Raw genomic sequence first — 23,156 nt, 5'->3', positions numbered from 1 at the left:
ATGGAACCGACCGCCACCCGCGTCGTCCTCTCGTACCCGGAGGGGCTCAGCGACTGGGGACGCGATCAGGTCGAAACGGACCGCTATCGGGGCTACTTCGCCCGGGTCCTCGACCGCGTCGCCGTCGGGGACGCCCGCGAGGAGTTCGTCGACGTCGGCTGTTGCGGCGACAGCCTCGACGTGCCGTTCCGCGTCGAGCGGATCGAGGTCGACGGCGACCCGGTCGACGCGGCGGTCGTGACCGACGCGACGGCGGTCGACTACGAGACGAGGGCCGGCGGCGTCGAGGGGGGCTGGCGCGTCCAGAGCGCGGCGGGGCCGTCGAGTGGGGCCGCCGATCGGGAGTGACCGGCTCACCGACTCCGGGGACCGCCCGGGGACCGGCTCAGGGCATGTACCGCACGCTGACCACGCCCGGCTCCGACCGGATCTCGACGCGGTTTACGCCGAGCCGAGCCGCTCGCGACAGCGTCGCCTCGCGGTCGTCGATCACGTCCGCGACCGCGTCCGCGGTGTCCGCTTCCGGCGGCGTCAACACGTGGACCTCGCCGACGCCCGCTCGCTCCTCGCGTGCGAGCTCGCCGGTCTCCGTCTCGGCCGCGAGCTCGCGCTCGTGGACGGTCGGGGGCTCGTCGCTCTCTTCGATCGATAGCGAGCGGCGCTCGGCGACCTCGACGACCTGATACGTGACCTCCATCGGCGGGTCCGGGGCGACGGTCGCCTCCACGGCGTCGTCGACCGCGAGCCCGGGGTTCGAGCTCAGCGTGTGCACCTGGCCGTCGTGGACGTCTTTCAACACCGCGGAGTCGCTCTCGACGTGCGTGACGAGGAACGTGCTCTCCTTCTCGTCGGTCATTACCGATCGTAGGCGACCGAGCCTTTTCCGGGTTTCGAGCCGCGTCAGCACCGACCAACGAGGCGGCGAGTCAGTCCCGGACGACCCGCGCGTTCCCGTCCTCGACGACCACGTCCAGTCCGCGTTCGTGGACGAACGCGGCGGTGTAGTCGGGGACGACGCGCTCGGCGGCGAACCGGGCGCGGAGGACGGGCACGGCGTCGAGCAGGTCGTCGCCGTCGACCATCGCGGGAGAGGACTCTAAGAACTCCACGTCGAGGTCGGCGTCGGCGCCGCGCGCCGCGAGCGTCGGGAGGCTGGGGTCCTCGAACGCGCCGTCGAAGTCGATCGGCGCGGTGAAGCCGGCGAAGTAGGTGCGTCCGCGGGTGGAGGGGCCGAGCACGACCTCGTTGGTCCGGAGCTTCATCGCGGCCGAGTCGATCACGGTCCGCGAGAGCAGCGGCGCCTGCGGGGTGACGACCGCGACGGAGTCGGCGTTCTCCTCGCGGAGCAGGTGGGTGACGGTGTTGCCCGCGCGCGCGCCGAACGACGACCCGACCTGTCGCTCGAACCGGACCTCGTCGGTGCCGCCGAGGGTGTCGGCGACGAGGGTGCGCAGTTCGGCCTCGGGGCTCGTGTCGGTGCGGTGCTCTGCGGGGAGGTCGTCGTCGACGGGGTAGTTCACGAGGAGCTCGCCGCCGGAGCGGTCGACCGCGAGGACAGCGTCGCGGAACAGCGCCTCGTACAGGTCGGCGGCCTCGGCGGTCGACAGCGGCGTCGACTCCGCGAGCCCGGTCGCGACGAGCCCCTCGCGGGGCGGCTTCGCAAGCACGGCGACGACAGTCATGTCTCGAACCGAATCGCCCGCGCGCCTTCAAGTCGCCGCTTCGGTCGCGGGGACGCGGCGGCGATCGCGCCCTACGAGAAGTCGCGCCGCATCGCGATCTCGAACCACGGACAGAGGCGGAGCTGCCGGTACAGCTCCGGGTTCTCGTGGAGGTGCTCGTAGTCGGCCCACAGCATGCCGCCGATCTCCTCCTCGTCGGGGTCGAGCGAGGCGTCGTCCAGGGTCACCTTCAGGACCGAGCAGACCTCCCACTCGACGCCCTCGTTGGGGTAGTAGCGCTTGTACTCGAACTTGTCCGTCACCCGGAGGTCGTCGTACTGATCGGGGGTGATCCCCAGCTCCTCCTCTAAGCGCTGTTCGGTCGCGTCCTCCTGTGACTGCCCCTCGACGGGGTGGGATGCGACCGTCCCGTCCCAGTGTGCGTCCCACAGCCGCTTGGTGGGCGCGCGCTGGGCCAGCAGGATCCGGCCGTCGGTGTCGTACACGAGACAGGTGAACGCCCGGTGGCGGATCCCGTCGCCGGTGTGGGCGTCGAGCCGGTTCACCGTCCCCCGCTCGGCGTCCTCGGGGTCGACGGCGATCACGTCCTGGAGCGCGTTCTCGTGGTCCGCGTCGGCCTGACCGGCGGAATCGCCGGTCGCGGCCGCGTCCTCGGAGCTCATGCGAGGTAGGTCGATCACCAGGGCTAATAAGCGTTCGATACATCTTCCGCCGACTGATGGGCGAGTCGGTCCGCCGCGCCCCTCATCGCCGCCGCTCGCGACCGCGGTCCGACGCGCTTAACCGCGTCCCGCGGCTACGTCGCGCGGATGAGTGACCCGGCGCTCGACGTCGTCGAGTTCGTGTTGACGACGCACCTCTACACCGAGAACCGCGACCTCGACGAGAACGACCTGCCGCCGCGCTTCCGGCAGGTGTTCTGGTCTGACGACGCCGCCGACGACGCACCGGGCGGCGTCGAGCGACCGCTCAAGGCGACGAGCGAGACGACCCGCACCGCGACGGGAGTCGACCACCCGTGGGACGCCGTCTCCGACCTGCTGTTCACCCAGCGGACGGAGTTCTCCGGCGAGATATCCCTGACCCAGCCCGCGATGGCGCTGGAGTGGTACCGCGACCACGCGGACGACGACCGGATCGCCGAGAACCCGACGATCGTCGCCGCGCTCGAGCTCGCGGAGGACCTCGACGCGCCCGTGACCCACGAGACGGCGCGCGACAGCGTCCGCCCGATCCAGGCCGACCGCGTCTGGATCGACGCCCTGCTGGAGGAGTACTTCGACGAGGACGAGGACGGAGAGATGCTCGATCTCGTCAACGTGCAGGCGCCCGAGGAGATCGAGACGACGCTCGCCGACCTCGTGCTCACCGGCGACCAGGAGGGAGAGATCCAGAAGATCGTCAAGGCGATCGAACACCGTGAGTACCTCGCGAGCATCGGCCTCCGCGAGATCGGGAAGCTCCTGTTCGTCGGCCCGCCGGGGACCGGAAAGACCACCGTCTCGCGCGCGCTCGCTCACGAGCTCGGCATTCCGCTCGTCGAGGTGAAGATGTCGATGATCACGAGCCAGTACCTCGGCGAGACCGCGAAGAACGTCGAGAAGACCTTCGAGGTCGCCAAGCGGCTCTCGCCGTGTATCCTCTTCATCGACGAGTTCGACTCGGTGGCGAAGACCCGGCGCTCCGACGAGCACGCCGCCCTGAAGCGCGCGGTCAACACCCTCCTCAAGTCGATCGACGAGGTGTCGCTCGTGCGCGACGAGGTCCTCCTCATCGGCGCGACCAACCACCCCGACCAGCTCGACGCGGCCGCGTGGCGCCGCTTCGACGAGATCGTCAACTTCCCCAAGCCGGACCGCGACATGCGCGCGGACATCCTCCGGGTCGTCACCCGCGAGATGCAGATCGCCGACTTCGACCCGGACGAGGTCGCCGACCGAACCAGCGGGCTCACGGGCTCGGACCTCCGGATGGTGCTGCGCGAGGCCGTCCTCGGCGCGCTCACCGAGGACCGGATGACGATCACGCAGGAGGACGTGATGGAGGCCGTCGAGGACTTCGAAGAGCGGGATAACCTCAAGAATATGGACATGATCGACGGCGAGGGCGCGGAGGTGCTCGGCGAGACGGACTCGGGCGAGCAGGACCACACGCACGATGACGAGGGCGACGCCGCCCACGACCACGGCGCGCACAGCCACTCGCACGACTGACGCGCGGAGAAAAGCGCAGAAGGCGCGTCGATTCCGACTTACGCGAACGTGTCGACGATCGTTCCGCTGTCCTCGCCGGTGGTGTAGTAGTAGCCGTTCTCCTCCGAGAGCGTCCCCCAGTCGGCCCAGCTCCCCTCGTAGTTGCGCACGTCCTCGAAGCCGAGCTGATCGAGGACGAACCAGCCGACGGACGCGCGGATCGCGGTCTGGCAGTAGGCAACCGCCGTCTCGTCCGGCGAGAGGCCGGCGTCGTCGATCCACAGCGTCTCCAGCTCTTCGGGGGTCCGGAGCCGGCCGGCCTCGTCGTCGATGCTCTGGACGAAGTTGAGGTTGGTCGCGCCGGTGACGTGGCCGAAGCGGTCGAGGTCGCCGCGCTGGTCCTCGCCCCAGTACTCCGCGGGCGAGCGCATGTCGAGGATCGGGATCGCCGCGCCGTCCTCGTCGACGTTGTCGGCGACGAACTGCCGCGTCGCCACCACGCCGGTGTCGAGTTCGGTCTCGTACTCACCCTCCTGCGCCTCGGGCGCCTCCGAGACGGTCTCGCCGCCCGCGGCGTCCCAGACGGAGAACCCGCCGTCGAGCAGGCTCACCTGCCCCTCGTGGCCGAGGGCGTTGAGGGTGTAGATCGCGTACGTCTCCCAGAGGTTCGCCTCCTCGCCGTACACCACCACGTCGTCGCCGCGCTCGATCCCCGCCTCCGCGAGCGTCCACGCGATCGCCTCCGGGGAGACCTCGAACCCGTCTTCGGTCTCCTCGGCGTAGGTGTCCAGCATCTCGGAGTCCGGGAAGTGGTACGCGCCGGGGATCCGGCTCTCGCCGAACGCCTCCTCGTCGCGGGCGTCGAGCAGGTGCACGTCGTCGAGGTTCGAGTCGAGCCACTGGCTGTCGACGACGCCGTCGAACTCGGCGGCCGCGGGCGTGGTGTACGCCGCCGGCCGTTCGCGGCCGCTCTCGGTCGAGCCGAGACAGCCGGCCGTCGCCGCGAGCGCCGCGCCCGCCGAAGCCAACACCGATCGCCTGGAGGTCCGCGTGGATCTGTCGTCCATTCGGTCGCGAGTTGCGTCGTGACCACGATAACCCTGTTAGTGGAGGCCCGTGTTACCGTCGGCTCCGACGAGAGCGGCGACGCCGTCCTCGTCACCGGACAGATTTGCGAGGCCGGATCCCCCGCCGGCGCCCTCTCCTCACTCCGCCGACCCTCACTCCCGCACGCCGACGACCGTGTAGGCGAATCCGCGGTCGACGATTCGGGGGTCGAACCCGGCGTCAGCGAGGTCGTCGGCGAGGGCGTCCGGCGCCCGGAACCGGGACTTCATCCCGATCGCGTGCTCGCTCGCGACGAGGGCCCGGCCGAGCGGGTTCGTCGGGTCGAACTCCCGGATCACGAGCGCGCCGCCGGGGGCGATCACGCGCGCGGCCTCCTCGATCGCGGCCGCCTGGTCGGGCAGGTGGTGAAACGCGTCGACGATCGTCGCGGCGTCGACCGACCCGTCGCCGAACGGGAGTCGGCCCGCGTCCCCGGCGACGCCCGAGAGTCCCCGGTGCTCCCGAGCGCGGGCCAACATCACGAGCGAGGCGTCGACGACGGTGATCTCGGGACCGGCCAGGGCGGTCGTCGCGCGTCCGGAGCCGCCGCCGACATCGAGCAGTCGATCGATCGGTCGCGTCGCGTGATCGAGCCCGGCGGCCAGCGCCTCGCCGTCTGCCGGCGGCATGACGCGGTCGTACAGCGGCGCGATCCGGTCGAAGAAGCCAACGTCGCCGAGGCCGTACATGGCGGCGATCGGTCGCGGACGAACTTAAAAGGCGTTCGCGGCGAGCCCCCGCTCATTTACATCGGCGAGCCGTACCGGTCGCCATGGAGTACGCGTTCCTCGGCGGTCCGGGCTCGGGGGCGACGCTGCGGCTCGACTACCGGGCGTTCGCCTACGCCGGCAAGTTCGTCGTCGGCGCGCCGGGCAAGGCGGCGCTGCGGACCCCCGACGGCTCGCCGGCGGTCCCCGAGTGGGAGCCGGACGAGCCCCTCCCGCCGACCGTCGAGGCGAGCGAGTTCGACGACGACGTGGTCGCGGCCGTCTCCTTCTCTCCCGACCGGACCGACCCCGACTGCTGCCGTCTCCGGTACGTCACCGTTCACGTCGCGCGCCGCGGCGAGGGGCTCGGCCCGCGGCTGATCGACCGGACCGTCTCGCGGCTCGCGACCGACGGGTACGACCGGGTGAAGATCGCGGTCAACAACCCGTTCGCCTACGCGGCGCTCTCCAAGTGCGGCTTCGCGTACACGGGCGAGACGACGGGGATCGCCGAGCTGGTGCTGGAGCGCCCCGCGGCCGAGCCGGCCGCGGTGAGCGGGAGTGCCGGAGGGAGCGAAACCGCGGGCGATCGGTACCGCGACGGGCTCCGCGCCTTCCGCGACGGCGACCGCGACCTCGACCCGGTTGAGCGGGAGTTCGTCGCGGCGCGGCTCGGGGAGCGCGAGGAGTAGCCGGTCCGTCAGTTCAGCGCCCAGATCCCGTAGTTGAGCGCGGTCGCGAAGCAGACCCACGCGAGGTACGGGACGAGAAGGAGCGCGGCCCGCCGGTCGACCCGGTCGAACGCGACGATCGCCGCGACCACGAGCGGGAGCAGGAGTCCGAGGACGACGAGTCCGAGGTCGGCGCGTTCGAGCCCCCAGAAGACGGGCGACCACGCGACGTTGACGGCGAGTTGGACGGCGAACAGCCCGAGCGCGATCCGGGCGTCGCGGCCGAGCCGTGCCGCTTCGCCGGCGCTCCCCTCCACCTCGCGTCCGCCGAGGTAGACGAGCGCGGCCGCGGCGCCGATCAGCGCGTACAGGATCGGCCAGACGACGCCGAACGCCCAGCTCGGCGGGTAGTAGGCGGGCAGGTCGAGCCCGCCGAACCACGCGCTCTCGGTGGCGGTGAAGGGGACGCCGACCGCGCCGATCAGGTTGACCCCGACCGCGGCGGCGACGACGAGCAGTGCGTCGCGGCGGTCCGGGAGGCGCGCGGCGGAGGTGGACATGAAGCGCGATACGCGCCCGACCGGTTTAAAACGTCCTCAGGCGCCGTCAGATCACGTCGTAATCCTCTCGGAACGTCTCCAGCGTGGCCGCGAGCACGCCGATGACGATGGGACCGACGAACAGCCCGGTGAAGCCGACGGAGTAGATCCCGCCGAACACCCCGAGGAGGATCACCGCGGGGTTCAGGTGGGCCTGCTGGTCGATGACGATCGGGCGCGCGTAGTTGTCCACCATCGCGATGACGAGGACTCCGTACACCGCGAGGAAGACCCCCGCGGTCACCTGATCGATCGCGACGAGGTACACCACCGCGGGTCCCCAGACGAAGAACGCCCCGACCAGCGGCACCAGCGCCAGCACCGCCATCACGAAGGTCCAGAAGACGACGTTGGGGATCCCGGCCGCCCAGAGGCCGATCCCGGCGACCAGCGCCTGCAACAGCGCCACGACGATGTGCCCGATCACGACCCCGCGGGTCATCGCGTCGACGCGGTCCACGAGGTCCGCGGTGACGTTCGACGGGAGCGGGCTCGTCAGCCGGAGCCACCGCACGAACGCCGGCCCGTCGAGCAGGGTGTAGTACACCAAAAACAGCGCCAGCGAGAGCCCGACCGAGGCGCGGATCGCGGTGGTGACGATCCCGCCGACCCCGCCGAACAGCGTGTTCGCGAGCAGCTGGCCGATCGTCGCGAGGACGTCGCCGACCTCGACCTGCTCCCCGGTGAGCGCCGTGATCTCCGCCTCGATGGCCGCGACGTCGATGCCGGTGTTCCCCCGCGCGATCTCTGTGAGGTCGCGGACGAACACCCAGGAGATGTACGCGAGCGGCAGGATGACGGCGACGATCGACGAGAAAATGAGGAGCAGCGCGGACAGCATGTTCCCCAGCCGGCGCGACAGCGACTCGCGGAGCCGGTCGGCGAGGGCTCTCCGGAGTCGCCGCGAGAGCCGAACGTGAAACGGGTAGAGGACGTACGCCAGGATCGCGGAGGCGATGACGTACTCGATGAACGGGCTGATGACGAACAGCGTCAGGAGCGCGACCGAGCCGATGAGGAGGAGGAGAAACGATTGCCCGCGGTTCATGTCGGTCGGTCACGCCGCCGACGTATAAACGTGGGCGGGAGCCGGCGAGTCGCGGATCCCCGGTCAGGCGCTCGCCTCGTCCTCGTCGAGCCCCGGCGCGGCGGACGGGTCGACCTCGTCCGGCTCCTCGCGATCGCCGCCGACGACCGTCTCCCCGTCGTCGGTCTCGACGTACACGTCGTCTGCGAAGCCGGCCAGCGCGTTCTCGTACTCCGCCGTCTCCAGCTTCTCGGGCGTCTCGGGAGCGTCGACGACGCCCTCGGCGGGTCGGAACTCCCCGAGCGGGTCGTCGATCGTGATCCCGTGGTCGGCGAAGAAAGACTCGTAGCGCCGGTAGTGCGGCTCCAGCTCGTCGCCCGGGATCTCCATCATCTCCGTCCAGCCGTGGTTGAAGAAGTCGAAGTTGGCCTGTACGTGGGTGATCTCGCGGGCCTCCGCCTCCGGGAAGCCGGCCTCCAGCGCGGCGACGTAGGTGTCCATCGTCGCGTCGAAGAAGCTGTCGAGGTGGGCGCGGCGCTCCTCGCGGCGGTCCTCGTCGGCCTTGTTGAGGAAGATGCTCGTGTGGAGATCGACGAGCTTGTCGTTCGCCACGTCGCCGACGACCGGCGTCGTCAACGCCTTCTTCGCGGCCCAGTGACGGATGTTCTGCCGGATCTTCATAGCCGCTGTTGGAGAGCGACGACCTTGAATCTGTGGCGCGGCGCTCGTCACCCGTCGATCCTCGGCGCTTCGCCGACGCCGGTCTCCCCGGACGAAAGCGTTATTGCACGAAATGCCCAATATACCTGCATGACCGAGACGAGCCCCGACGACGACTGGGCCGCACAGATCGAGGCGCAGCGGCGGGCGAAACGCGAGCATTTCCGGGACTCCCCGCGGTCACCGCTTCCGGCGTCGATGCGCGGCGACGACTTCCCCGGGCTGGCGTACTTCGATCCGGACCCGGCGTATCGGTTCGCCCTTTCGCTTCACGAACACGACGAGAAGGAGACCGTGACCGTCGAGACGACCGCGGACGGCGAGCAGACGTATCGCCGCTGGGGGGAGTTCCGGTTCGAGGTCGACGGCGAGTCCGTGACGCTACAGGCGTATCGCCCGACCGACGGCGGCGACCGCTTCTGGGTGCCATTCCGCGACGAGACCAACGGCGAGGCGACGTACGGGGCGGGGCGGTACCTCGACTTAGAGCCCGACCGCGACCGCGTCGACGGCGAGTGGGTTGTGGACTTCAACGTGGCGTACAACCCCACGTGCGCGTACAACCACGCGTACGAATGCCCGCTTATCCCGATGGAAAACTGGCTGGACGTGGCGATCGAGGCGGGCGAGAAGGAGTTCCCCGCAGCCCCCGCCGGCGCCGACCGCTGACGCGGGCCGGGTCGTCGTCGGACTGCTCCGTGCCGAGCGACTGTCAATCGCCTCGTCGAGCGGCATTGCGGGTAATTCACACTGTGTCACGCGCGGATGACAACCCACATTAACCATGAATCCGAACCCCCGCGTATGAGCGATTCGTACGTGATCGTCGGTGACGGTATCGCGGGGGCGTCCGCGGCCGAGACGCTCCGCGAGGAAGCGCCCGACGCCGAGATCACGGTTCTCACTGACGAGGGGGAGTCCCTCTACAATCGGATCCTGATCAAGGAGTACGCGAAGGGGAAACTCCCCGAGGCTCCGATTTCGATCCATCAGGAATCGTGGTACGACGACCACGACGTCGACCTCCGGCTCAACACGGTCGTCGTCGACATCGACATCGAGAACGACGCGATTCACACCCACGAGGGCGAGACGTTCGAGTACGACTCCCTCCTGCTCGCGGTCGGCGGCACCCCCCAACAGCTCCCGGTCGGTAACGCCGACGCCGACGGGATCCACCACTTCTGGACGTTCCAGGACGCCCGCAAGATCAAGGAGAGCGTCGAGGACGCCGAACGGGCCGTCATCGTCGGCGCCGGCCTCCTCGGCATCGACTTCGCGGCGATCTGCGGCGCGCAGGACGTCGAGGCGAAGTACCTGATGCGCGGCGACAACTGGTGGCGCTACGCCCTCTCCGAGGAGGGCGCGGAGATCATGCACGACGCGATGCGCGAGCGCGGCGTCGAGCCCGTCTTCGATTCCGGGGTCGACCACTTCGAGGTCGACGACGACGGCCACGTCGAGGCCGCGGTAGACCCGAACGGCGAGCGCTACGAGTGCGACTTCGCGGGCGTCGCGATCGGGCTCGACTTCAACACCGAACTGGTCGAGGACACGCGGCTGGAGACCGAGAACGGCATCGTCGTCGACGAGTTCATGCGCACCAACGTCGACAACGTGTTCGCCGCCGGCGACATCACCACGTTCAACGACCTGGTCTTGGGCCAGCAGGCGAAGAACGGCTCGTGGGGGTCGGCCAAGGAACAGGGGACGATCGCCGCCCGCAACATGGTCGAGTACGGCAGCGAGGAGTTCGAGTGGGTCTCCTCGTACTCGATCACCCACTTCGACTTCCCGTTCCTCTCCTTCGGCCACCCGACGCTCGGCGACGACTCGGTCGAGGCGACCACGGCTGAAGGCGAGTGGCGCCGCGTGGCCCTCAAAGACGGGAAGATCGTGGGGGGCGTGCTCATCGGCGACCTCTCGCCGCAGTCGGCGTTCAAACAGCTCATGCGCGAGGGCCGCGACGTGAGCGACCAGACGGAGCTCCTCATGGAGCCCGGCTTCGCCGTCGACGACCTCCCGGCCGCGACCGAACAGCAGTGAGCGACGTCTGAACGGGTCGGGAACCGCCGCTCGAACGACGCCGCCCGTCCTACCCGACTTCGACACCATCCGACCGACACCTCCCTACCGACACCGCCCGTCCCGCCCGTCCCGCCCGTCCCGCCCGTCCCGCCCGACGCGCCGGTCAGTAGGTTTTCACCGCTCGACACCGACCTCGATTTATATGACACAGGAAACCGACGACGGTAGCGATTTCTCGCCGCCGGACGGCGAGTTCTTCGCGTCCGTCGTCGAGGGGAGCGCGGACCCGATCGTCTCGATCGACGGAGACGGGTCGATCGTCTACGCCAACCCCGCCGCGGAAAACGCGCTCGGCCATGACGCCGCGTTCCTCACGGGCGGTCGACTCGCCGAGCTGATCTCGGACGAGACCGCCGAGCAGCGGGCCGCCTCACTCCGCGCTCGGCTCGGCGACCCGGCGGGGCTCGTCGACGCGGGCGACGTTTCGGTGCCGCTGAAGACGGCCGACGGGGAGACGCGCACCTTTTCGGCGCGGTTCCACGCGCACGAGGCCGGCGGCGAGACCGTGTACTCCGCCGTGTTCCGCGAGCGGAGCGCGGGCGATCGGGACCGCGAGCTCCGGACGTTCCGGAACCTCGTCGAACACGCGGGACACGCGATCTACGTCACAGACACCGACGGGACGATCGAGTACGTCAACCCGGCGTTCACTCGCCACACCGGCTACGAGCCCGAGGAGGTGATCGGGGAGACCCCGGCGGTGCTCAACTCCGGTGAGATGTCCGACGAGTACTTCGCGTCGCTGTGGGAGACGCTCCGCGCCGGCGAGGTGTGGAAGGAGGAGATCGTGGACCGGCGGAAGGACGGGAGCCGCTATCACGCCCATCAGACGATCGCGCCCGTGTTCGACGACGCGGGGAGCGTGTCTCGGTTCGTCGCCATCCAGACCGACGTGACGGAACGGAAGGCGGCCGAGGGGAAGCTGAAACAGTACCGCGACATCGTCGAGCGGCTCGACGACCCGATCCTGTTGCAGGACCGCGACGGCACGTTCGAGCTGCTCAACGAGGCGGTGAGCGAGTTCGCCGGCGTCGCCCGCGAGGACCTGTACGGGGAGGACGAGACCGCGTTCATGGACGCCGAGACGGCCGCGGAGATCGACGAGCGGCGACGAGAGGTGCTCCGGACGGAGGAGCCGGCCGACTACGAGGTGTCGCCGTCGTTCGAGCGGACCGGCCGCGAGGCGACGTTCAGCACTCGGCGGTACCCGTACTACGACGGCGACGGGGATCTCGCGGGGACGTTCGCGATCTGTCGTGACGTCACCGAGATCAAGGAGCGGGAGATCGACTTGGAGCGGTTCAAGCGCGCGGTCGACGGCGCCACGGATCTGATCGCCGCGGTCGACCGCGACGGGCGGTTCCTGTTCGCGAACGAGCGGTACCGGACGTACCACGGGATCGGCGACGCGGACGTCACCGGGCTCACGCTGTCGGACGTCGTCGACGACGGCCGCTACCCGGACGTGCGACGGCAGGTGTCCCGGGCGCTCGCGGGGCAGTCGGTGGAATACCGCGCGACGCGGACGCACCCCGGTCGCGGAACCAGAACGTTCGACGTGCGGTACTATCCCCTGGAGGGTCCCGACGAGGGTGACGATAGCGTCGTCGGCGTCGTCGGGGTCCTCCGCGACGTGACGGACAGCGAGAACCGCGCGCACCAGCTCCGGGTCGTGGACCGCGTGCTCCAGCACAACCTCCGGAACGCGATGACCGTGGTCCGCGGTCGGGCGCGGCAGATCGCCGCCGACGCGGAACCGCGCGAGGAAATCGCGGACGAGGAGCGGGCGACCGGAGGCGACGACCCGATCGCGACGGCGGCCGACGACATCGTCGCGCGGGCCGAGGCGCTGCTGTCGACGAGCGAGAAGGCCCACCAGATCACCGAGGTGTTGAGCGATCCGCCGGAGACCGAGCCGGTCGACATCGCGCGCACGGCCGGGACGCTCGCGGCCGAGGCCGGCGACGAGTTCCCCGAGGCGTCGGTGACCGCGTCGACGCCGGACGGGACGGTCTACGCGTCGGCGACGGCGTGGATCGACCGGGCGATAGACGAGCTGGTCCGAAACGCGATCGTCCACCACGATCGCGAGTCCCCGACCGTCGAGATCGCGGTCGCCGCGACCGACGACGAGGTCGCGATCACCGTCACGGACGACGGCCCGGGGTTGACCGGGATGAACCGAGACGTGTTGGAGACCGGCGAGGCCGTCGACGCCCTCTACCACGGCAGCGGGCTCGGTCTCTGGCTCGTCTACTGGGTGGTCCAGCAGTCGGGCGGCGAGGCGACGGTCCGCGAGGCGGTGCCCCGCGGGTCGGTCGTGACGGTCACGCTTCCGCGGTCCGACCGGTGACGGACCGGACGGACTGCGGCGACGAGAGCGTCTCCCGCGGAGGCCGACACCACCGATGGATTTATCACAATTTACCATGTTATTAGTTACCGTATGCCACTCCGAGAGACGGACAGGCGCATGCGGCTCCGGCGAACCGGAATTATCCCGGCCGACGCGCGGGTCCGCCACTACGACGAGCTCGACGAGGAGACGCAGGTGACCGTCCGAGAGCTCGCGGGGCGACCGCGGACGGCCCCGGAGGTCAACGACCTCGACGACGGCGACGTGGTGAAGTTCACCGACTACTACGAGGTTCGCGCGCGCTGAACCGGTCGCGCGGTTGATCGCCCCGTCGGTCGTCGCGGTCGGTTCCCGCGAAACGCGAGCGATCCCGGAAGCGAAGTTGTTTTCGCCCGCCGCGAGAACGGTTCACCATGGACAGTGGCGGATCTACCGACATGACGCTGGCGTTCGAGCTGAAGGCGTTGAAGGCCCTCGCGGACCCTAACGACGTGTTCAACAACGCCCGGCAGTGGACGGAGTACGTCGGCGTCGTCAGCGAGAAGCCGACCTACGTCGTCACGAACTTCACCCGCAAACACCGCGTGCGCCAGGACTTTTTCTCCGGGCCGCGCGGCGTCGAGGAGAGCCTGGAGAACATCGCCCAGCAGTTCGACACCGAGCGGCACGTGTTCGTCGGCGTCGACGAGGAGGACGAGGCGATGGCCGAGACGACCGGCTGGGAGTTCCTCCACGTCGAGGACGCGGCGGACGCCGCGGGCTGGATCCTCGCCACCGGGGACGAGGAGACGGAGACCACCGAGGAGTCCTCGCGCGACGACTGGCCGTAATACGGTGTCCAGCGTCCGCGAATCGATCGATCGCCGCGTCGGAGAGGTGTTTTCACCGTCGACGAGATACGTGGGACCATGAGCGACGCGCGCGACCACGACGAGGAGAGCGACCACCACGGTGAGGACCACCACGGTGAGGACCATCACGATGAGGACCACCACGGTGAGGACCATCACGATGAGGACCACCACGGTGAGGACCATCACGATGAGGACCACCACCACAGCCACGACCACCACGGTCACGACGTCGACTCGGTGGCGTTCGGCGTCGTGACGGTGTCCTCATCGCGGTCGCTGGACGACGACCCCTCCGGCGAGTACCTCGTCTCGGCGTTCGAGGAGGCCGGCCACGAGGTCGTCGTCCGCGAACTCGTCCCCGACGAGTACGACAGCGTGCAGGGGACCGTCGACCGGCTCGCGCGCCGGAAGGACACCGACGCGGTCGTGACCACCGGCGGAACCGGCGTGACGCCCGACGACGCGACTCCCGAGGCCGTCAAGGGGCTGTTCGCCAAGACGCTCCCCGGATTCGGCGAACTGTTCCGCCGGCTCTCCTACGAGGAGGTCGGGACGCGCACGATCGGCTCGCGGGCGGTCGCGGGGATCGTCTCCGCCACCCCGGTCTTCTGTCTGCCCGGCTCCGAGAACGCGGTCCGACTCGGCGTTGACGAAGTGATCCTCCCGGAGGTCGGTCATCTCGTGGGGCTCGCGGGGCGAGGCGTGGACGACGGGGAGGAAGGGGAGAGTGAGGACGACGGAAAAGCGGACGCGGACGGCGCGGAGAGCGACGACGGCGAGTGAGGCGGTGACGGCGCGGTCGCGGTTGGTCCCCCTCAGACCGTCGCGAGGAAGTTCCGGATCAGGTCGTGGCCCGCGGCGGTCAGCACGCTCTCGGGGTGGAACTGCACCGCCTCGATAGGGTGCTCGTGGTGGCGGATCCCCATCACGATCTCCTCGCCCTCGTGGTCCGTGGTGGCGGTTACCTCGAAGGCGTCGGGGACCTCGGTGGCGGCCAGCGAGTGGTAGCGCCCGGCGCGGAACCCCTGATCGATCCCGGCGAACACCCCCTCGCCGTCGTGGTCGACGGGGAACGCCTTGCCGTGGATCGGTTCGGGCGCGTGGCCGACCGTCCCGCCGTACTCGAACACGGCGGCTTCGAGGCCGAGGCAGACGCCGAGCGTCGGGACTTCCGGCGAGAGATCGCGCAACACCGGCATCGTCACGCCCACGTCGCGCTCGTTCTTCGGGTGGCCGGGGCCGGGGCTGACGAGGATCGCGTCCGGGTCGGCGTCGCGGATCTCGGCCAGCGACGCGGTGTTCTTGAACACCTCGACCTCGATCGGCTCCGGCTCCCCGCTCGCGTCGCCGTCGAGCGGCTGGTCGGAGACGTACTCGACGAGGTTGTACGTGAACGAGTCGAAGTTGTCGACGACGACGACCTTCATTCGTCGACCTCCGTACCGGCGGGGAGGGGGCCGTCCGCGGCGTCGGTTCCGGTGTCGCCGTCGTCCCCGCTGCCCTCTCCGCCGTCTCCGCCTCCCTTCCGGATCCGGTCGATCGCGGCCAACGCGCCGTTCATCTTCTGTTCGGTCTCCTCGTACTCGGCGGTCGGGTCGGAGTCCGCGACGAGGCCGGCGCCGGCGCGGACGGTGACCGCGGTCTCGTCCGGACCGCTCGCGTCCGGCGGCGACTCGTCGAGCGTCGCCGTCCGGATCACGATCGCGAAGTCGGCGTCGCCGGTCCACGAGTAGTAGCCGACGCCGCCGCCGTACGCCTCCCGCGGGGTCGTCTCCAACTCCTCGATGATCTCCATCGCGCGTACCTTCGGCGCGCCCGTGAGCGTGCCCGCGGGGAACGTCGCGCGCGTCGCGTCGAAGGCGTCGGCGTCGGCCGCCAGCGTCCCCGTCACGGTCGACTCGATGTGCTGGACGTGGCTGTACTTCAGCACGTTCATGAACTCCTCGACGCGGACGGAGCCCGCCTCCGAGACGCGCCGCACGTCGTTGCGCGCGAGGTCGACGAGCATCGTGTGCTCGGCGCGCTCCTTCGGGTCCGCGAGCATCTCGCCGGCCAACCGCCGGTCCTCGACCGGACTCGTCCCTCGGGGGCAGGTGCCCGCGATCGGGTTCGAGACGACCCGATCGCCGCGCACCGACACCAGCGTCTCCGGGCTCGCGCCGACGATGCTGCGGTCGTCGTGGCGCAGGACGTACATGTACGGCGAAGGGTTCACCTCGCGCAGCGCCGCGTACAGCCCGAGCGAGTCGACCTCGCCGCGGAGCTCGCGGCTCCGCGAGATCACGCCCTGGTAGATGTCGCCGTCGAGGACGTGCCGCTTGGCGGTCCGGACCGCCTCCTCGTACTCCTCGCGGGGACCGGCGGACTCGTCGTCCACGCGGATCCCGTCCGGCGCCGGCGGCTCGGCGTCCCGGAGTTCGGCGCCGACCCGCTCCGCCTCTGCGAGGAGGTCGTCGTAGACGGCCGCGGGGTCGTCGTCGACGCCGACCACGGGAGTGAAGACGAGCTCGACGGTCCCCTCCTTGTCGTCGAAGACGACGGTCCGGGTCGTCAACGCGAACTCGGCGTCCGGGAACTCCGTCTCGGGGCGGTCGACGCCGACTTCCTCCAGCCAGAGGTCGTAGACGGCCTCGTACGCGAGGAACCCGACGAACCCGCCCGAGAGGATCTGCCGGTCGGTGTCCGGGAAGCCGCGCAGGCTCACGTCCGGGAACGCCGCGCGGATCCGGTCAATCGCGTCGCCGCTGTCCGGCGATAGGCCGTCTTTCGCGCCCCCATCGACGAACTCCGCCGCCGGACCCAGCCGGGTCACGTCCGTCCGGTCGGGGTGGACCGAGACGATCGCCTCTGGGTCGTAGCCGACGAACGAGTACCGGGCGTGCTTGTCGGCGTCGCCGTCGGCGGTGAACGCGCCGTCGGGGTCGCTGGAGGCGACCTTCTCGCCGGACTCGAGGAGGAACCCGTACGGCCCCTCGCCCACCAGCGTCGCGTACGCCGACAGCGGGGTCACGTCGGCATCGAGCGACGCGGACGCGCGCACCACGACCGGCCGCTCGGCGTCGGCCGCGAGGTCGACGAACTCCGCCTTCGTGCGGTCGAGCGGGGTCGCAGGATCGGTCATGCCAGCTCCATCTCCCGGCCCGCGTTCGCCACGAAGCGGGCGACCGCGTTGTGGTCCTTCCGCCCGTCAGACAGCTCGACGCCGGAGGCAACGTCGACAGCGAACGGGTCCGCGGCGCGGACCGCCTCGGCGACGTTGTCGGCAGTGAGTCCGCCGGCGAGGACGACCGGCGAGGTGAGCCGGGCGGCGAGGTCGCCGGCCCGCTCCCAGTCGTGGGTCTCGCCGGTGCCGCCCGCGCCGGAGTCGTCGGTCGAGTCGATCACGAGGGCGTCGGCGACCGCGTCGAACTCCTCGGCGCGGCCCGGGTCGTCGGCGTCGACCGCGAGCAGCACCTTCCGCTCCGTCTCCGCGCGGATGAACCGGATCTCGTCGGGGGTCCACTCGCCGTGGAGCTGGACGGCGTCCGGGGTGATCATCCGCAGGAGTTCGACCGCGCGCTCGGCCGACTCGGGCATCGTCACGAGCGTCGCGGTGACGAACGGCGGCACGTCCGCGAGCAGCTCCGCCGCCGTCGCCGGGTCGACCTCGCGGGGGGAGTCGACCGGCACCTCCGAGATGACGCCCACCGCGTCGGCGCCGGCGTCGACCGCGGCCCGGAGATCGGCGCCCCGCGTCAGCCCGCAGATCTTCACCCGCGCCATCAGTCGTCCTCCGGGGTGACTTCTGCGACCGAGTCGCCGCAGAGCGCCGCGAACTTCTCCGCGGCCGCGCCGGAGTCGATCGCCTCGGCCGCGCGCTCGACGCCCGCCGCGAGCGTGTCGGCCTCGCCGGCGACGTAGATCGCGGCGCCCGCGTTCGCGAGGATGAGGTCGCGCTTGGGACCGGTGACGGTGCCGTCGACGATCCCGCGGAGGTCGGCCGCGTTCTCCTCGGGCGTCCCGCCGGAAACCGCCTCGATCGGGGCGCGGTCGAGACCCAGGTCCTCGGGCGTGATCGTGAACTCCCGCACCTCCTCCCCCTCGACCTCGGCGGCGACCGTCTCCGAATGGATCCCGATCTCGTCCATCCCCGCGCCGTGGACGACGAGGGCGCGCTCGACGGGCATGTGCGCGAGCGACCGGGCGATGAGGGGGACGAGCTCCGGGTCGTACACGCCGAGCACCTGCGCGTCGGCCCCGGCGGGGTTGGTGAGCGGACCGAGCACGTTGAAGATCGTCCGCATCCCGAGCTCCTTTCGCGGGCCGATGACGGCCTTCATCGCCGGGTGGAAGACGGGAGCGAGCATGAACCCGATCCCGTCCCGCTCGATCGCCTCCTCGACCGCCGGCGGCTCGGCCTCCACGTCGGCGCCCGCGACCTCCAGCACGTCGGCGCTCCCCGACGAGGAGGAGACCGAGTAGTTGCCGTGCTTGGCGATCGGCACGCCCGCGCCCGCCGCGACGATCGCGGCCGTCGTCGAGACGTTGATCGTGTCGTAGTCGTCGCCGCCGGTCCCGCAGGTGTCGACGAGCGGCTCCCGGTCGGGCTCGATCGTCCGAGCGGCGTCGCGCATCCCCTGTGCGAACCCGGCGATCTCGGCCTCCGTCTCGCCCTTCGCGCGTAGCGCGGCGAGCAGCGCGCCGATCTGCGCCTCCGTCGCCTCCTCGAAGACGAGCTGCGCGGCCTCGCGCGCCTCGTCGACCGTCAGGTCCGCCCCGTTCGTCACGTGCTCGACCGTGTCGTTGATATTCATTGTGTACACCGATGTAGTGTTTCGCGTTATGATGTACAAGTATGTACATCGGTATAACGCTGTCGCCGGACCGAGAACCGATAGCACGCGACGAGGAGAAGAGGGATCCGGGGGAAGGAGAGCGGAGGAGGAAGGGCCGCCGGCCCGAGTCAGTCGTCCGCGGCCGCGGGCGCGACCGGCCGCTCCGTCTCGGGCGCGGCCGGCTCGGTCGCCGTCGACTCGGACACCGGCTCCCACGCCATGTCGCGCTCGTACTCGAACGCGCGGTGGTCCTGCGTCGGGTCGACGACCGTTAGCGAGAGCCAGCCGTTGTCCAACAGCTGGGTGAGCTCCTCGTGGTCGGCCAGGGCGTCGGTGACGCGCTCGACCGGCGCGTGGACGACCGTCGAGAGGCGGAGCGGCTGGTGGTACGGGGTCTCGTCGTCGGCCATCAGCGACTGGAGCGGGAGCCCGGTCATCAGGTCGCCGCCGTTGCCCTGGTAGACGCCGACGTTGCCGACGGGGTTCTGCGTCACCTTCGACCCGCTGCCGTAGACCGCGTTGTCGACGGTCGAGAAGTAGTACTGGGCGTTGATCCACTGGGTGACGACCATCGGCCCCGTGAGGATCGCTTCGAGCGCGTCCCCCTCGGGGTCGGTCGCCCAGTCGTACGAGTGGAGGAAGGCGCGACCGTCCAGGTCGAGGTCGCTCGTCAGCTCGCGCGGCCCGACGACGAAGCCGGCGTTGCCCGCCAACCCCCACTCGGGACGCGTCTCGGCCCAGTCGGCGGCGCGGCGCTCGGCGTCGTCGACGCTCGCAGACGCGTCACCGCCCATCGACTCGACGCGCTCGGCGGTCGCGTTCTCGCGGGCGGTGTCGAGATCCGCGCGTAACCGTTCGATATCGTCCGCGTGGCTCTCGGGCACGTCGCCGTACAGTTCGATCTCGTCGGTCGTCGTGTTGTGCTCGCCGGCGAGGAAGACGGTGTCGCCGGGCACGTCGAAGCCGCGTTCGCGCAGCGCCGCCTTCACCTCGGGGTCGGCGCAGATGTTCGCCAAGACGCGCGCGTTCGGTCCGCCGGGGTTGCCGGCGCACGCGCCGCAGTCCAGGCTCGAGTCGTAGGGGTTGTTGGCCGTCTCGCTCGCGTGGCCGGTGAACACGACGAGCCGACCGAACTCGGTCCACCCCATCAGTTCGAAGGCGGTCGCGGCGTACTCCACCTTCTCCTCGCGGGTGAGCCCCACCGGAAGCCCGTCGGCGTGAGTGTGCTGATGCTGGACGATCTGGTCGCAGAACTCGTGGCCGTCCGGCACCGCGTCGTCGGCGGTAGTCAACAGATCGCGGACGCGGCCCGGCACGAGCGTGCGCGCCGCGAGCGCTACCCCGTAGCCGCTCCCGGCGTTCTCGACGAAGCCGAAGGCGCTGGCCGGATTCGTCTTCAGCGTCTTGACGACCTCTCCCGCGGCCTCGCGGAGACTAGACCACCGGTCGTGACGGTCCTGCGTGTCGCCGTCGGTCGGGACCTCGCTGACCCGGTGTTGGGGGTCGAGGATGGGCGGACAGGCGTCGACCGACACCTCGGCGTCGTACCCCTGATACTCCATCGGGACCCCGAAAAACCCGGCGTAGCCGTGCGTCTCGTACTCGCCCGTCGCCTCGATGTGGCGGCGGATCACCTCCGAGCGAGTGTCGATACAGAACACCAGTTGCGCGTCGGGGCGGTCCGCCGACTCGCTCTCCTCCCGCTTCCGGCTCTCGGCGGCGACACGGTCGACGACCTCGGACCGGTAGCTCGCCTCCCACGCGGTCAGGAACGCCTCGGCGATCTCGTCGGCCGAGTCGGAGCCGGCGCTCCCGGGGCCGATTGACGGCTCGATCTCGGCACCGAACCCGTCGAGGAGAGAGAGGCGGACCGCGAGGTAGTCCGCCAGCGTGATCGGGTGGGCCGACTGCCACGTCCCCCCGTCGTCGTCACGCTGCTTGATGAAGCCGGTCCACCCCGGGAGCGCGGCCAACTGTTCCTCGAAGACCGGTACCCACTGGCTCTCCGGATACGGTTCCAAGACGGCCTCGATGGCCTCGGTCGGGGTTTCGGGGAGCGACGCCGCGACCCCGTCGGGGACTTCGCCGTCGTGTTCGGCCACCTCGCGGAAGGCGGCGTAAAACCCGTCGTCGCGGTTCGGCATCGACCACTTGGCGTGTCCCTCGTCGAGGAAGGCCGACAGCCACTTCGTCAGCACGTGATCGGCCCGCTCGGCCTCGTCGTCCGGCGCTTCCGGCTCGACGCCGGTGTCGACGCGTTCGAGCAGCGCCTCCGGCTCGCCCTCGTAGCCGCGGTCGGCGAGCTCCGATGCGAGCGTCTCGCGGTCGATCTGCCCGTCGTCGAGCGCCGCCCGGAACGTCTCCCGACTCGGGTAGCCGCGCCCGCCCAACAGGTCGGCCGCCTGCGTTACCGCCTCGCCGAACGGCACGTCCTCGAACCCCGAGAGGGGGTTGGCCGTCACGAACGAGTGGATCGGCCAGACCGCCCCGACCGTCTTCGCCGCGCTGTCGATACCGTCTTCGATGGTGGATTCAGTACTCATTGGGATCCTCCGTTGTCGTACTCCTCCGCGTTCGTCAGGACCGTGCTGGACGACGGGTGGCTCGCGTTCAGAAGCGTAACGTAGAGCCGACGACTGCGTTCGTAGAGTCCGGCTTCGATGCCGACGTACGCGCCGAGGAAGGCGATGGCCACGAGACCGTGGACCGCGGTCAGTTCGGCCGGGGCCGTGACGACCGGGACCCCGGACAGGACCGCCGATATCCCCTCGTAGACGAGCGCGTACACGGCGATCGCCGGTAGGAAGACGAGGGGAACCGCTCCGTAGCGGACCGCCGCCGGAAGCGACGTGTTCCGGACCGCGCCGCGGGCTCCATGGAGGGTCGTGAACGCCACGAACAGGGCGAGCAAGAGCCCGGTGTCGACGCTCGTTCCCTTTCCGGTCAGCAGGGCGAACACCGCGCCGCCCGCCAGTCCGGTCGCCAGCGTCACGGCGACGTCGACGACGCTCGTCGAGTGGTCCGTCGTCTTGCCCGGGCTCTTCCGTTCGATCTCTCCGCCCGCGCTGAGGAAGTGGTAGGCCTTATAGAATCCGTGCAGAACCAGGTGAGTGATCGCGGCTCCGAAAAATCCCAGGCCGGCCTGCATGATCATGAACCCCATCTGTCCCACCGTCGAGCAGGCCAGTTTGCTCTTCACGTCCGGGCGGACCGCCTTGAAGAGCTTCCCGAGCAGCGCGCTGGCCGCGCCGATCGCGACGATCCCGAGCATGAGGGTGCCGTCGACGGTGACGACCGGCGCGAAGCGGAGGAGGAGGACGCCGCCCGCGTTGACGAACCCGGCGTGCATCAGCGCCGACGCCGGGGTGGGGGCGGTCATCGAGGAGAGCAGCCAGCCGTGGAACGGGACGAGCGCGGACTGGATCATCGCCGCGAGGACGAGCGCGACGGCGGCGACGACCCACACCGGCCCGCCGAGCGTGTCGGCGCTCGCGGCGATACCGGACACCGTCGTCGCGCCGGTCGCCCACCAGAGCGCCGTCAGCGCGACGCCGAGGAGGGCGCTGCTGGCGAGGAAGTACCGACGGGCGACCGCCGCGGCCGCCTGCGCCTGCTTCCACCCGTCGACGATGCCGATCAGCCTCGCCATCACGAGCCCCATCGCCAACCACAGAAGTCCGAACAGGGCGAGGTGGTCGGCCGCGACGAGCGTCATCACGATCGTCGCGAAGCCGAACACGGCGAGGAAAAAGCCCGTCTCGTGGGCCTCCCCCGCCATGTAGCGGCGCGAGTAGCTGTGGACGATACCGCCGAAGAAGGTGACGACCACCCACATCAGGACGGTCAGTCCGTCGACGGCGATCACGCCGGGAATCTCCGGGGCGAAACCGAATCGGACCCGGCCGACGAGGGCCGCGACGCTCGCGGCGAACAGCGACCAGATGAGCCACGTGAGTGCGACGGGCACGAGCGGCGATTCCGCCGTCGTGTCCGGGAGCGCTCCGACAGTCGGTTTCGAGGTGCGTCCTGCCATCGTTCAATCCATCCGACCGCTCTCGGCAGCCGACGCGAGTCGGCGAACCGATATTGGTCGTCTCTACACCCACAAGAGAACAGATTGCCTATTAAATCTACTTGTGTTCACAAATCGTTCGTTAGAATGTCGTTAAAGAACATTATAATCATCTGTCGTTGTCGCGTTCGCGGCCGGGCGGCGCGCGTCGTCTTCGAGAGCGCCTCGCACGACCCGGTCGAGCGGCTGACCCGATCGAGCGGCCGATCCGATCGAGTGGCCGATCCGATCGAGTGGCCGATCCGATCGAGCGGCCGACCCGGTCGA

General features: G+C 70.0%; 23 protein-coding genes. 9 read left to right on the top strand and 14 right to left on the bottom strand.

What is annotated here, in order from left to right; genetic code table 11:
* On the top strand, nt 1-348 hold the full coding sequence (locus tag C471_RS03560; protein WP_004046620.1) for a hypothetical protein: 348 nt from the start codon (nt 1-3) through the stop codon (nt 346-348).
* 37 nt (nt 349-385) lie between these two features.
* Here the strand turns inward: C471_RS03560 and C471_RS03555 are convergent, their stop codons facing one another.
* From C471_RS03555 to C471_RS03545, 3 genes are all read right to left on the bottom strand, one after another.
* Nucleotides 386-856 (bottom strand): DUF5812 family protein, encoded by a 471-nt coding sequence (locus C471_RS03555; protein WP_004046619.1) that lies wholly within the window; start codon nt 854-856, stop codon nt 386-388.
* Nucleotides 857-926: 70 nt separating this feature from the next.
* Entirely contained in the window at nt 927-1,682 is a 756-nt protein-coding gene (locus C471_RS03550) for a DUF2064 domain-containing protein (RefSeq protein WP_004046618.1), read from the bottom strand.
* A 71-nt stretch (nt 1,683-1,753) separates the two neighbouring features.
* A complete protein-coding gene (locus tag C471_RS03545; RefSeq protein WP_004046617.1) occupies nt 1,754-2,344 on the bottom strand; it encodes an NUDIX hydrolase in 591 nt (196 codons plus the stop codon).
* 147 nt (nt 2,345-2,491) lie between these two features.
* Here C471_RS03545 and C471_RS03540 point away from each other — a divergent pair, with 147 nt between their 5' ends.
* On the top strand, nt 2,492-3,895 hold the full coding sequence (locus tag C471_RS03540) for an ATP-binding protein (protein WP_004046616.1): 1,404 nt from the start codon (nt 2,492-2,494) through the stop codon (nt 3,893-3,895).
* A 38-nt stretch (nt 3,896-3,933) separates the two neighbouring features.
* Here the strand turns inward: C471_RS03540 and C471_RS03535 are convergent, their stop codons facing one another.
* Together C471_RS03535 and C471_RS03530 are read right to left on the bottom strand one after the other, a co-directional pair.
* Complete coding sequence (locus C471_RS03535; RefSeq protein ID WP_239638612.1) at nt 3,934-4,941, bottom strand: sulfurtransferase; 1,008 nt, start codon at nt 4,939-4,941, stop codon at nt 3,934-3,936.
* Nucleotides 4,942-5,094: 153 nt separating this feature from the next.
* Nucleotides 5,095-5,670, bottom strand: a complete 576-nt coding sequence (locus C471_RS03530) for a class I SAM-dependent methyltransferase (RefSeq protein WP_004046614.1) — start codon at nt 5,668-5,670, stop codon at nt 5,095-5,097.
* 83 nt (nt 5,671-5,753) lie between these two features.
* Here C471_RS03530 and C471_RS03525 point away from each other — a divergent pair, with 83 nt between their 5' ends.
* Entirely contained in the window at nt 5,754-6,380 is a 627-nt protein-coding gene (locus C471_RS03525; protein WP_004046613.1) for a GNAT family N-acetyltransferase, read from the top strand.
* An 8-nt stretch (nt 6,381-6,388) separates the two neighbouring features.
* Here C471_RS03525 and C471_RS03520 read toward each other — a convergent pair whose 3' ends face one another.
* The 3 genes from C471_RS03520 to C471_RS03510 all read right to left on the bottom strand — a co-directional run bounded on the left by C471_RS03520 (nt 6,389) and on the right by C471_RS03510 (nt 8,666).
* Entirely contained in the window at nt 6,389-6,919 is a 531-nt protein-coding gene (locus C471_RS03520) for a TspO/MBR family protein (protein WP_004046612.1), read from the bottom strand.
* A 46-nt stretch (nt 6,920-6,965) separates the two neighbouring features.
* Nucleotides 6,966-8,006: an AI-2E family transporter gene (locus C471_RS03515; protein ID WP_004046611.1), complete on the bottom strand. Its 1,041-nt coding sequence runs from the start codon at nt 8,004-8,006 to the stop codon at nt 6,966-6,968.
* A 63-nt stretch (nt 8,007-8,069) separates the two neighbouring features.
* Nucleotides 8,070-8,666: a DUF6149 family protein gene (locus C471_RS03510; RefSeq protein ID WP_004046610.1), complete on the bottom strand. Its 597-nt coding sequence runs from the start codon at nt 8,664-8,666 to the stop codon at nt 8,070-8,072.
* A 129-nt stretch (nt 8,667-8,795) separates the two neighbouring features.
* Between C471_RS03510 and C471_RS03505 the strand changes: the two genes are divergently transcribed.
* The 6 genes from C471_RS03505 (at nt 8,796) to C471_RS03480 (ending at nt 14,786) form a co-directional block, all read left to right on the top strand.
* Nucleotides 8,796-9,374, top strand: a complete 579-nt coding sequence (locus C471_RS03505) for a DUF1684 domain-containing protein (RefSeq protein WP_004046609.1) — start codon at nt 8,796-8,798, stop codon at nt 9,372-9,374.
* Between the two features lie 135 nt (nt 9,375-9,509).
* On the top strand, nt 9,510-10,751 hold the full coding sequence (locus C471_RS03500; protein ID WP_004046608.1) for an NAD(P)/FAD-dependent oxidoreductase: 1,242 nt from the start codon (nt 9,510-9,512) through the stop codon (nt 10,749-10,751).
* A 184-nt stretch (nt 10,752-10,935) separates the two neighbouring features.
* Entirely contained in the window at nt 10,936-13,146 is a 2,211-nt protein-coding gene (locus C471_RS03495; protein ID WP_004046607.1) for a PAS domain S-box protein, read from the top strand.
* A gap of 93 nt (nt 13,147-13,239) precedes the next feature.
* Complete coding sequence (locus C471_RS03490; protein WP_239638611.1) at nt 13,240-13,455, top strand: hypothetical protein; 216 nt, start codon at nt 13,240-13,242, stop codon at nt 13,453-13,455.
* 107 nt (nt 13,456-13,562) lie between these two features.
* On the top strand, nt 13,563-13,979 hold the full coding sequence (locus C471_RS03485) for a DUF7124 domain-containing protein (RefSeq protein WP_004046605.1): 417 nt from the start codon (nt 13,563-13,565) through the stop codon (nt 13,977-13,979).
* A gap of 78 nt (nt 13,980-14,057) precedes the next feature.
* Complete coding sequence (locus C471_RS03480; RefSeq protein ID WP_004046604.1) at nt 14,058-14,786, top strand: MogA/MoaB family molybdenum cofactor biosynthesis protein; 729 nt, start codon at nt 14,058-14,060, stop codon at nt 14,784-14,786.
* A gap of 32 nt (nt 14,787-14,818) precedes the next feature.
* Here C471_RS03480 and trpG read toward each other — a convergent pair whose 3' ends face one another.
* From trpG to C471_RS03450, 6 genes are all read right to left on the bottom strand, one after another.
* Nucleotides 14,819-15,430 (bottom strand): anthranilate synthase component II, encoded by a 612-nt coding sequence (gene trpG / locus C471_RS03475; RefSeq protein WP_004046603.1) that lies wholly within the window; start codon nt 15,428-15,430, stop codon nt 14,819-14,821.
* Nucleotides 15,427-17,124, bottom strand: coding sequence for an anthranilate synthase component I (trpE, locus tag C471_RS03470; RefSeq protein WP_004046602.1), 1,698 nt, complete (start codon nt 17,122-17,124; stop codon nt 15,427-15,429). The genes trpG and trpE overlap by 4 nt, the downstream gene beginning before the upstream one ends.
* Entirely contained in the window at nt 17,121-17,765 is a 645-nt protein-coding gene (locus C471_RS03465; protein WP_004046601.1) for a phosphoribosylanthranilate isomerase, read from the bottom strand. Before C471_RS03465 ends, trpE begins: the two co-directional genes overlap by 4 nt.
* The gene (trpD, locus tag C471_RS03460; protein ID WP_004046600.1) at nt 17,765-18,796 is read right to left on the bottom strand and encodes an anthranilate phosphoribosyltransferase; all 1,032 of its coding nucleotides are present in this window, start codon (nt 18,794-18,796) and stop codon (nt 17,765-17,767) included. Before trpD ends, C471_RS03465 begins: the two co-directional genes overlap by 1 nt.
* 149 nt (nt 18,797-18,945) lie before the next feature.
* The gene (locus C471_RS03455) at nt 18,946-21,360 is read right to left on the bottom strand and encodes a DUF2309 domain-containing protein (RefSeq protein ID WP_004046599.1); all 2,415 of its coding nucleotides are present in this window, start codon (nt 21,358-21,360) and stop codon (nt 18,946-18,948) included.
* Nucleotides 21,357-22,850, bottom strand: coding sequence for a proton-conducting transporter transmembrane domain-containing protein (locus C471_RS03450; protein ID WP_004046598.1), 1,494 nt, complete (start codon nt 22,848-22,850; stop codon nt 21,357-21,359). The genes C471_RS03455 and C471_RS03450 overlap by 4 nt, the downstream gene beginning before the upstream one ends.
* Between the last annotated feature and the right edge of the window lie 306 nt (nt 22,851-23,156).

It is taken from the genome of Halorubrum saccharovorum DSM 1137 (assembly GCF_000337915.1).
Taxonomy (GTDB): Archaea; Halobacteriota; Halobacteria; order Halobacteriales; family Haloferacaceae; genus Halorubrum; species Halorubrum saccharovorum.
This window is presented reverse-complemented; position numbering and strand designations above follow the sequence as displayed.

Bases quoted from the DNA above. Each gene is read 5' to 3' on its own strand.
- C471_RS03560 (WP_004046620.1), top strand. From the start codon at position 1: ATGGAACCGACCGCCACCCGCGTCGTCCTCTCGTACCCGGAGGGGCTC.
- C471_RS03555 (WP_004046619.1), bottom strand. From the start codon at position 856: ATGACCGACGAGAAGGAGAGCACGTTCCTCGTCACGCACGTCGAGAGC.
- C471_RS03550 (WP_004046618.1), bottom strand. From the start codon at position 1,682: ATGACTGTCGTCGCCGTGCTTGCGAAGCCGCCCCGCGAGGGGCTCGTC.
- C471_RS03545 (WP_004046617.1), bottom strand. From the start codon at position 2,344: ATGAGCTCCGAGGACGCGGCCGCGACCGGCGATTCCGCCGGTCAGGCC.
- C471_RS03540 (WP_004046616.1), top strand. From the start codon at position 2,492: ATGAGTGACCCGGCGCTCGACGTCGTCGAGTTCGTGTTGACGACGCAC.
- C471_RS03535 (WP_239638612.1), bottom strand. From the start codon at position 4,941: ATGGACGACAGATCCACGCGGACCTCCAGGCGATCGGTGTTGGCTTCG.
- C471_RS03530 (WP_004046614.1), bottom strand. From the start codon at position 5,670: ATGTACGGCCTCGGCGACGTTGGCTTCTTCGACCGGATCGCGCCGCTG.
- C471_RS03525 (WP_004046613.1), top strand. From the start codon at position 5,754: ATGGAGTACGCGTTCCTCGGCGGTCCGGGCTCGGGGGCGACGCTGCGG.
- C471_RS03520 (WP_004046612.1), bottom strand. From the start codon at position 6,919: ATGTCCACCTCCGCCGCGCGCCTCCCGGACCGCCGCGACGCACTGCTC.
- C471_RS03515 (WP_004046611.1), bottom strand. From the start codon at position 8,006: ATGAACCGCGGGCAATCGTTTCTCCTCCTCCTCATCGGCTCGGTCGCG.
- C471_RS03510 (WP_004046610.1), bottom strand. From the start codon at position 8,666: ATGAAGATCCGGCAGAACATCCGTCACTGGGCCGCGAAGAAGGCGTTG.
- C471_RS03505 (WP_004046609.1), top strand. From the start codon at position 8,796: ATGACCGAGACGAGCCCCGACGACGACTGGGCCGCACAGATCGAGGCG.
- C471_RS03500 (WP_004046608.1), top strand. From the start codon at position 9,510: ATGAGCGATTCGTACGTGATCGTCGGTGACGGTATCGCGGGGGCGTCC.
- C471_RS03495 (WP_004046607.1), top strand. From the start codon at position 10,936: ATGACACAGGAAACCGACGACGGTAGCGATTTCTCGCCGCCGGACGGC.
- C471_RS03490 (WP_239638611.1), top strand. From the start codon at position 13,240: ATGCCACTCCGAGAGACGGACAGGCGCATGCGGCTCCGGCGAACCGGA.
- C471_RS03485 (WP_004046605.1), top strand. From the start codon at position 13,563: ATGGACAGTGGCGGATCTACCGACATGACGCTGGCGTTCGAGCTGAAG.
- C471_RS03480 (WP_004046604.1), top strand. From the start codon at position 14,058: ATGAGCGACGCGCGCGACCACGACGAGGAGAGCGACCACCACGGTGAG.
- trpG (WP_004046603.1), bottom strand. From the start codon at position 15,430: ATGAAGGTCGTCGTCGTCGACAACTTCGACTCGTTCACGTACAACCTC.
- trpE (WP_004046602.1), bottom strand. From the start codon at position 17,124: ATGACCGATCCTGCGACCCCGCTCGACCGCACGAAGGCGGAGTTCGTC.
- C471_RS03465 (WP_004046601.1), bottom strand. From the start codon at position 17,765: ATGGCGCGGGTGAAGATCTGCGGGCTGACGCGGGGCGCCGATCTCCGG.
- trpD (WP_004046600.1), bottom strand. From the start codon at position 18,796: ATGAATATCAACGACACGGTCGAGCACGTGACGAACGGGGCGGACCTG.
- C471_RS03455 (WP_004046599.1), bottom strand. From the start codon at position 21,360: ATGAGTACTGAATCCACCATCGAAGACGGTATCGACAGCGCGGCGAAG.
- C471_RS03450 (WP_004046598.1), bottom strand. From the start codon at position 22,850: ATGGCAGGACGCACCTCGAAACCGACTGTCGGAGCGCTCCCGGACACG.